The sequence below is a fragment of the Longimicrobiaceae bacterium genome, from assembly GCA_035696245.1.
Classification (GTDB): Bacteria; Gemmatimonadota; Gemmatimonadetes; order Longimicrobiales; family Longimicrobiaceae; genus DASRQW01.
The window spans coordinates 1-7,656 of the sequence record DASRQW010000119.1; the positions used below are offsets into that span (position 1 = coordinate 1).

The window sequence follows — 7,656 nt, forward strand, 5'->3', positions numbered from 1 at the left end:
CCAGGTGCGCGTGCCCGAGCTGCGCGAGCGGCCGGAGGACATCCCCGCCATCGCCATGGCCGCCATCGGGCGGTGGAACGAGCGCATGGAGGCCGCGCGCCGCATCGCGGGGCTTTCGGACGAGACGGTGGCGGTGCTGGAGGCGTACGACTGGCCCGGCAACGTGCGCGAGCTGATGGCCGCGGTGGAGCACGCATGCATCGTCTGCGACGGCCAGCGCATCCTCCCGTGCCACCTGCCCGAGGAGATCCGCGAGGGCGCCGCCGAGGGCCGCCGCCCAGCCGCCGAGGCGCGCAACGGCGAGGTGCCCAAGCGCTACCAGGCGCGCGACCCGGGCTCGGAGAAGGACGCCATCCTCGCCGCACTGGAGGAAGCGTCCGGCAACCGCACCCGCGCCGCCGCCGCGCTTGGCATGGGGCGCACGACCCTGTGGCAGAAGCTGAAGGAGTACGGCATCTAGGCGCTTCGGCGGAGCTTGTCGCGGCGGGCCGCTGCGGAGCCCGGCGGTACTGCTGCCGGTCTCCTTCGCGGGGTCGGGGAGCCTCCTCCTCCGCCGCGCGATACAGCCTGCGCGGCTCCGTCCGGGGTCTCCCCGCCCCGGAGCGAGCCTGCCGGAAACCGCCCCGGCAGTCTCCCTCCGTGACATCATCGTTTGGGTACGGCAGAACGGCGCCGCGGCGGACATCCTCGTCCGCTACGGCGCCGTTCCTCGCTTCCGATGCCCCCGATCGCCGCCCAACGCCAGCATCGCCCTGCGTCCCGGCCACGGGCCGACACGTAGGTCGGCCCCTACCGGACTGAGGCGCTATCGCGCGATGCCGCTGCGAGATAGGCAGGATCTCCCGCAGTTGCGGTTAGTCCCCACAGGGGGACTTTGCGCAGTCGTTGCCGCGGTTTCAACCGCCAGGCACCCCCGCCACCTCCGCACCGATCTCGCGCAGCCCGTTCATCATCCGCTCGAGGTGCTCCTCGCCGGTCTGCGGGTTGATGAGCGTCACGCGGAGAACGCGGCGGCCGTCCAGCACCGTTGCCGTGATCCAGCCGCGGCCGGACGCGTTGTAGCGCTCGCGCACGGCGTTCTGGAACGTGTCGACAGCGTCGTCGCTGCGGTCGCGGACGGCGGCGGGGAGGTGGCGGAAGCAGAGGATGTTGGACTCCACCGCGTGCATCGGCTCGAAGTCCGGGGCGGCGGCGAGGCGGGTGTGGAGGGCTTCGGTGGTGGCGACGGTCTTCTCCAGCAGCGCGGCGAAGTGGCGCGTGCCGTAGTGGCGCAGGCATACCCACAGCTTCAGCGCGTCGAAGCGGCGGGAGCACTGGAGCGTGCGCTTGCCCGCGTCGCGGCTCCGCTCCTCGCCGTCGCGGACGTGGAAGAGGTACGGCGCGCTCTGCTGGAACGTCTCGTCCAGGTGCCGCCGGTCGCGCACGAACACCGCGCCGGTGCTCATCGGCATCCACATCATCTTGTGCGGATCCCAGGCGACGGAGTCCGCGCGCTCCACGCCGCGCAGCCGGTGCCGCAGCGCGTCGGAGAGCAGGAACGAGCCGCCGTGCGCCGCATCCACGTGCAGCCACACGCCTTCGCGAGCACACACGTCCGCGACTTCGTCGATGGGGTCGAACAGCCCCGTCGCCGTGCTCGCCGCGGTGGCAGAGACGGCCAGCGGGATGCGCCCCTCCCGCCGCAGCGCGGCGATAGTGTCGGCCAGCGCCTGCGGGTCCATCTTGCCGCCGCGGTCGGGCACGGGCACCACGGCATCGCTGCCCAGGCCCATCAGCCCCGCCGTGCGGTCCACCGAGTAGTGCGAGTGCCCGGAGACGAGCAGCACCGCCCGCTGTGCATCTCCCGAAGCCACGCCATCCTTCCAGCAGCCGGGGAAGCGCGCCTCGCGGGCGGCGAGCAGCCCCGTCAGGTTCGCCACGCTGCCGCCGGAGACGAGCGTTCCGTCGGCCGTCGCGGGGAAGCCGAGGAGCTGGCCCAGCCAGCGCACCACCTGCGCCTCCACCAGTGTGCCGGTGGGCGACATCTCCCACACGGCGACGGACTGGTTCAGCAGGCTCGTCATCGCGTCGGCGAGCACGGCGTGCGGCAGCGGCGGCGCGACCTGATGGCCCATGTACATCGGGTGCGCGAGGTGGATCGCGTCGCCCACGACCTTCTGCCACACGTCGTCCCAGACCGCCTCCGCCGGCATCCCGTCCACCGGAAGCGGCTCCGCGAACAGCCGCGCGATCTCCGCCGGCCCCAGCCGCGTGGAAGCCGCCCGCGTCTCGACCGTCGCCAGATAGTCCGCCATCCGGTCGATCAGCGCGTGGCCGTGCTCGCGCAGCACGCCGGCGTTGTCGTCGAGCGTGGGAAGGTCGGTAGCGCGAGTGTGCGAAGATCGGGACATTGGATGTGCGGTGCAGATGAACGGGAGATGCGACGCGGGGAATTTAGCGGGCTCCGTCGGAGTATGCACTCGGGGACGATCTGGCTCGACGAAAAGAAACGGCGCCGAAGTCGGACGAAACGTCCGGCGCGGCGCCGTTCTGCATCTGCCGTCCTCTTCATTCTTTTGCTCGGCTGAGGTTCGTACCCGACTCGCGTCCTTGCCGGTGCCGGTGTCGGCTACGCGTCCGCAGTGGGGAGCGCGATCTCGAAGCAGCAGCGCGGCCGATCGCCTTTCTGGCAGTGCTCGCGGACAGGCACGCCCACGATCTCGGCCAGCAGCGACTCGGCGAGCTGGCAGACTTCCGGGTGCTCGGGGACGAGAGCCGCGAGCGGGCAGCTGTAGCCGCGGATGATGACGGCGCCGTCACCTTCCTCCAGGTCGGCCACCCCACCCAGCTCCCCCAGCAGCCCGTACGCAGCTTCGATGCGCATCCGCAGGTCGTTGCCGTCGCGGGCGCGGTCGGCGGCGGCGCGGCGGCCCACCTCGCGCAGGAGGTCGGTCACGGCCTCGCGCCCCATGCGCTCCGCGAGCGTACCCAGCAGGAGGCCGAGCACGGGCGCGTACGCCTTCGGCAGCAGCGTGTCTGCCGCAGAGGTCAGCGCGAACAGCGAAGCGGGCTTGCCCACGCCGCGAGGAGAGCCCCGCTGCTGCTCCACCAGGCCGTCGCGCTCCAGCGCGGCCAGGTGCGAGCGTACGGCGTTGTCGGTCAGCTCCAGTTCCGCCGCCAGCTCGTTGACCGTGCGCGCCGAGCGCCGCAGCAGCGCGATGATCTGTCCCCGCGTGGTGGCGAGCAGCCGCTCGATCCACTGGCTTCCTGCCATCCCCGGCCTCCTCTTTTCATCCGCACGTTCCGGCACGCTTCCGCGCTCCAACCTACCATCTCACCGGCAGTTTGTCCAATATATCAAATCATCTGTTGACTTATTCGTTGCGACGATGTAGGCTCGTCTTCATCCGCAGCAATCGAGAGCAGCACGGCGAACGGGGAGGCACGGCGATGGGCGAGCAGTCCACGGAGCTTGTGGGTCCGGACCTGGAACGCGGCATTCCCGCGGCGGAGGTCGGGGAGGGCGAGATGCTGGCGGGGCATGCGGCGGGGGAGCCCGTGCTGGTGGCGCGGTTCGGCGGGGAGCTGTTCGCGATCGGCGCGGCGTGCTCGCACTACGGGACGTCGCTGGCGTTGGGCCTGCTGGTGGATGGCACGGTGCGCTGCCCCAGCCACCACGCCGCGTTCGACCTGCGCACGGGCGAGGCGGTGCGCGCGCCGGCACTGCGCCCGGTCGCGTGCTGGGAGGTGGAGGAGCGCGACGCGACGATCTTCGTACGCCGGAAGAAGAAGGAGCCCGCGCCCGCCCGTCGCCCAGCCGTGGCCTCATCCGGTAGCGCGACGCCCGAGTCCGTGGTGATCGTCGGGGCGGGGGCGGCAGGGAGCGCGGCGGCGGAGCGGCTGCGGCGGGAGGGCTTCGCCGGGCGCATCACCCTGATCGGCGCGGAGGAGGCGGCACCGTACGACCGGCCGAACGTCTCCAAGGACTACCTGGCCGGCAACGCGCCCGAGGAGTGGATGCCGCTGTGGGCGGACGACTTCTACCGCGAGCAGGACATCCGCCTCGTCCTGGGCGCGCGCGTGGCGAAGATCGACGCCGCCGCGCGCCAGGTGCGCACGCTGCGCGGCGAGGCGTTCGCGTACGACGCGCTCCTGCTGGCCACGGGCGCCGATCCCGTGCGGCTGCCGGTGGCGACGCACCACCTGAAGCACGTCTTCTACCTGCGCACCATGGCCGACGCCCGCGCCATCATCGCTGCGGCGGACACTGCGCGGCGGGCGGTGGTGGTCGGCAGCAGCTTCATAGGGATGGAGGTGGCGGCGGCGCTGCGCGCGCGGGAGATGGAGGTGCACGTGGTGTCGCACGATCCCGTGCCGTTCCACAGCGTCCTCGGGCACGAGGCAGGGGCGTTCTTCCAGCGGCTGCACGAGCGCAACGGCGTCACGTTCCACCTGGGCGAGGCCATCGGCGGGGTTTCGGCAGATGCGGTGACGCTCAAGAGCGGGCGGACGATCGCCGCGGACCTGGTGGTGGTCGGCATCGGCGTGCGGCCGGGGGTGGCGCTGGCGTCGTGGTCGGGCGTGGCGCTGGAGCGCGATGCGGTGGCGGTGAACGAGCACCTGGAGACGAGCGTCCCCGGCATCTACGCCGCCGGCGACCTGGTGCGCTGGCCCGACCCGCGCACCGGAACGCTGATCCGCTCGGAGCACTGGGTCGTGGCCCAGCGGCAGGGCCAGACGGCCGCGATGAACATCCTCGGCGCGCGCCAGCGGTTCGAGGGCGTGCCGTTCTTCTGGACCGCGCAGTTCGACGCCACCCTCCAGTACGTGGGCCACGCCGAGCGCTGGGACCGCATCGACGTGTCCGGAAGCCTCGACGCCATGGACTGCACCCTCGCGTACCGCGCCGCGGGGCCGGACGGGCGCGAACGGACGCTTGCCGTCGCAACCCTCGGCCGGGACCGTACCGCGCTCACGGCCGAACGCGACCTCGAACGGCTCGATTGGGATGCGCTGGATTCGATGGTGCCGGTGGCGGCGGCGTGATGAACGGCGTTGGCATAGACCGTTGCTGATGCGGTTTCTCTGCGGAAAGGTGCCCCCTCCCCCGGCCCCTCTCCCGCAAGCGGGAGAGGGGAGAACTGCTTTTCACGATGAGACTTAGCTCGCATAGACGCGCTGAATAAAGCAACCCTCCCCCAGGCAGTTTGGGGGGAGGGTCGTCGAGCCTAAGCGAGGCGGGGAGGGGGCCCGCCGGCCTCCCCATTAGGCGAACAGATCCAGCACTTCGGGGCCATCCTCCTCCGCATCCGTGGACTTGGCCTCGCCGGCCCGCCCGCTGTCGCGGTCCTGCGTGAGGTCACCCAGCGTCTCGGGGCGCTCTTCGGGCTGGCGGCGGGGTTCGTCCGGCTCGCGGTCTTCGACGTCGAGGTCCGCGTCATCCGCGTCGATGCCGTCCAGCTCCAGCTCGGCGTCTTCCGCATCTGCCGGCTCGCCTTCGCCGTCGGGCTCGTCCGGGTCCTCGGGCTTCTCGGGGGGCTCGGCGCAGCGAGTCACCTCGACCACGCGGTCATGGGCGGAGAGCGCCAGGTGCGGCTCCGGGCGCAGGGCGCGGTCGCCCAGCACCACGCCCGCGCCGGTCACGCGCAGGGTGCGACCCACGGCGGTCACGGCCATCAGGTCCTCGCCCGCGTCCACCGCGACGGCGGCGGCCAGGCCGCCCAGCTCCTTGCCGGGCGTGGCGACCACCGTCCCCAGCCCGCCGCGGCCCTGCACCGGAAGCTCGTCGGGCGAGATGCGCTTGGCATAGCCGCGCTCGGTGACCACGCACAGCTCCTGATCGCGCCGCAGCACCGCCATGCCCGCCAGGCTCTCGCCCTCCTTCAGCTTGATGCCGCGCACGCCCTGCGCCACGCGCCCCATCGGCGGCACGTCCGCCTCGCGGAAGCGGATGGCGCGCCCGCCCTTGCCCACGAGCACCACGTCGCCCTCGCCGTCGCCCATCTGCACGTCCACCACGCGGTCTCCCGGCTTCACGGACATCGCCTCGATGCCGCCGGAGCGGGGGCGCGAGTACTGGTCCAGCGAGGTGCGCTTCACCGACCCGTCCGCCGTGGCGAAGATGAGGGAGCGCGACTCCGGGAACTCGCGCACCATCAGCATCGCGGCCACGCGCACGCGCTTCGGCAGCTCGAAGATCTGCTGGATGCGCTTGCCGCGCGACGAGATGCCCGCCTCGGGCACGTCGCGCACGGGCAGCCAGTGCACGCGGCCGTCCTCGGTGAAGAACATCAGCGTGTCGGCCGTGCTGGCGGTGAACACGCGCTCCAGGTAGTCGTTCTCGTAGCGGTCCATGGCCGCCATCGCCTTGCCCGCCCCGCGCCGCCGCCGGAAGACCGACATCGGCACCTGCTTCACGAAGCCCTCGTGGCTCACCGAGACCACGACCTCCTCGTCCGCCAGCAGGTCCTTGAGCTGGAACTCCTTCTCGGACTCCACGATGTCCGTCCGCCGCTCGTCGCCATAGTCCTCCGCCAGCTTCAGCAGCTCCGCGCGCACCGCGGCGATTCGCAGGGGCTCGCTCGTCAGGATCGCCTTCAGCTCCGCGATGCGGGCCTCCAGCACCGTGAGCCGGTCGCGGATCTCGCGCGTCTCCAGCGCGGTCAGCTTGGAGAGGCGCATGTTGAGGATCGCCTCGCTCTGGCGCTCCGTCAGCTTCAGCTCCTTCTCCAGCTTCCGCGCCGCCGTCTCGCGCGTCTTCGAGCTGCGGATGAGGCCGATCACGACGTCGATCTTCCGCAGCGCGACGAGGAGGCCGGCCAGCACGTGCGCCTCGTCTTCCGCGCGCCCCAGCTCCCACTGCGAGCGGCGCTTCACCACCTCCAGCCGGTGGTCGCGCCAGCGCTCCAGGATCTGCTTCAGGCTCAGCTCTCGCGGCACGCCGCCGTCCAGCGCCAGGGCTATCACCCCGAACGTGGTCTGCAGGGCCGTCCACTTGAAGAGCCCGTTTAGGATCTTCAGCGCGTCGGCTCCGCGCTTCAGCTCGATCACGATGCGGATTCCGTCGCGGTCCGACTCGTCGCGCAGGTCCGAGATGTCGCTCAGCTTGCCCAGCTTGGTCAGCTCGGCGATCTGCTCGATGATGCGCGCCTTGTTGGTGCCGTACGGCACCTCCGTCACCACCAGCTGCTCGCGGCCGGTGCGCTTCTGCTCCTTGAACACCCGCGCCCGCATCACCACCCGCCCGCGGCCCTTCTCGTACGCGTCGTGAATGCCCTTCGTGCCCACCACCACGCCGCCCGTGGGGAAGTCCGGCCCCGGCACGTAGCGCATCAGCTCCTCGATGGTGCACTCCGGGTTGTCCAGCAGATGCACGGCGGCGCCCACCACCTCACCCAGGTTGTGCGGCGGCACGTTGGTGCTCATGCCCACGGCGATGCCGCTGGAGCCGTTCACCAGCAGGTTCGGCACGCGCGACGGCAGCACGGTGGGCTCCACCAGCCGGTCGTCGTAGTTGGGCGCGAACTCGACCGTGTCCTTGTCGATGTCCGCCAGCATCTCCGTCGCCACCGGGGCCAGGCGCGACTCCGTGTACCGGTACGCCGCCGCCCCGTCGCCGTCGATGCTGCCGAAGTTGCCCTGGCCGTCCACCAGCGGGTAGCGCAGCGAGAAGTCCTG

The 7,656-nt window shown here is 71.5% G+C and carries 5 protein-coding genes; 2 read left to right on the forward strand and 3 right to left on the reverse strand.

The window, feature by feature from the left end; all coding sequences use genetic code 11:
- Positions 1–460: helix-turn-helix domain-containing protein (locus tag VFE05_05325; GenBank protein HET6229481.1), on the forward strand; the 460-nt coding region annotated here is incomplete at its 5' end.
- Between the two features lie 436 nt (positions 461–896).
- On the opposite strand, the gene VFE05_05330 is transcribed toward VFE05_05325, so the two are convergent.
- Both VFE05_05330 and VFE05_05335 read right to left on the reverse strand, forming a co-directional pair.
- Positions 897–2,390 (reverse strand): pyridoxal-dependent decarboxylase, encoded by a 1,494-nt coding sequence (locus VFE05_05330; protein ID HET6229482.1) that lies wholly within the window; start codon positions 2,388–2,390, stop codon positions 897–899.
- Positions 2,391–2,608: 218 nt separating this feature from the next.
- On the reverse strand, positions 2,609–3,253 hold the full coding sequence (locus tag VFE05_05335; protein ID HET6229483.1) for an ArsR family transcriptional regulator: 645 nt from the start codon (positions 3,251–3,253) through the stop codon (positions 2,609–2,611).
- A 176-nt stretch (positions 3,254–3,429) separates the two neighbouring features.
- Between VFE05_05335 and VFE05_05340 the strand changes: the two genes are divergently transcribed.
- Positions 3,430–5,025: an FAD-dependent oxidoreductase gene (locus VFE05_05340; GenBank protein ID HET6229484.1), complete on the forward strand. Its 1,596-nt coding sequence runs from the start codon at positions 3,430–3,432 to the stop codon at positions 5,023–5,025.
- A gap of 219 nt (positions 5,026–5,244) precedes the next feature.
- Here VFE05_05340 and VFE05_05345 read toward each other — a convergent pair.
- On the reverse strand, positions 5,245–7,656 hold a 2,412-nt coding region (locus VFE05_05345), incomplete at its 5' end, for a DNA gyrase subunit A (GenBank protein ID HET6229485.1).

What these genes read in the sequence shown, in the direction of transcription:
- VFE05_05330 (HET6229482.1), bottom strand. Translation starts at nt 2,390, where the DNA reads ATGTCCCGATCTTCGCACACTCGCGCTACCGACCTTCCCACGCTCGAC.
- VFE05_05335 (HET6229483.1), bottom strand. Translation starts at nt 3,253, where the DNA reads ATGGCAGGAAGCCAGTGGATCGAGCGGCTGCTCGCCACCACGCGGGGA.
- VFE05_05340 (HET6229484.1), top strand. Translation starts at nt 3,430, where the DNA reads ATGGGCGAGCAGTCCACGGAGCTTGTGGGTCCGGACCTGGAACGCGGC.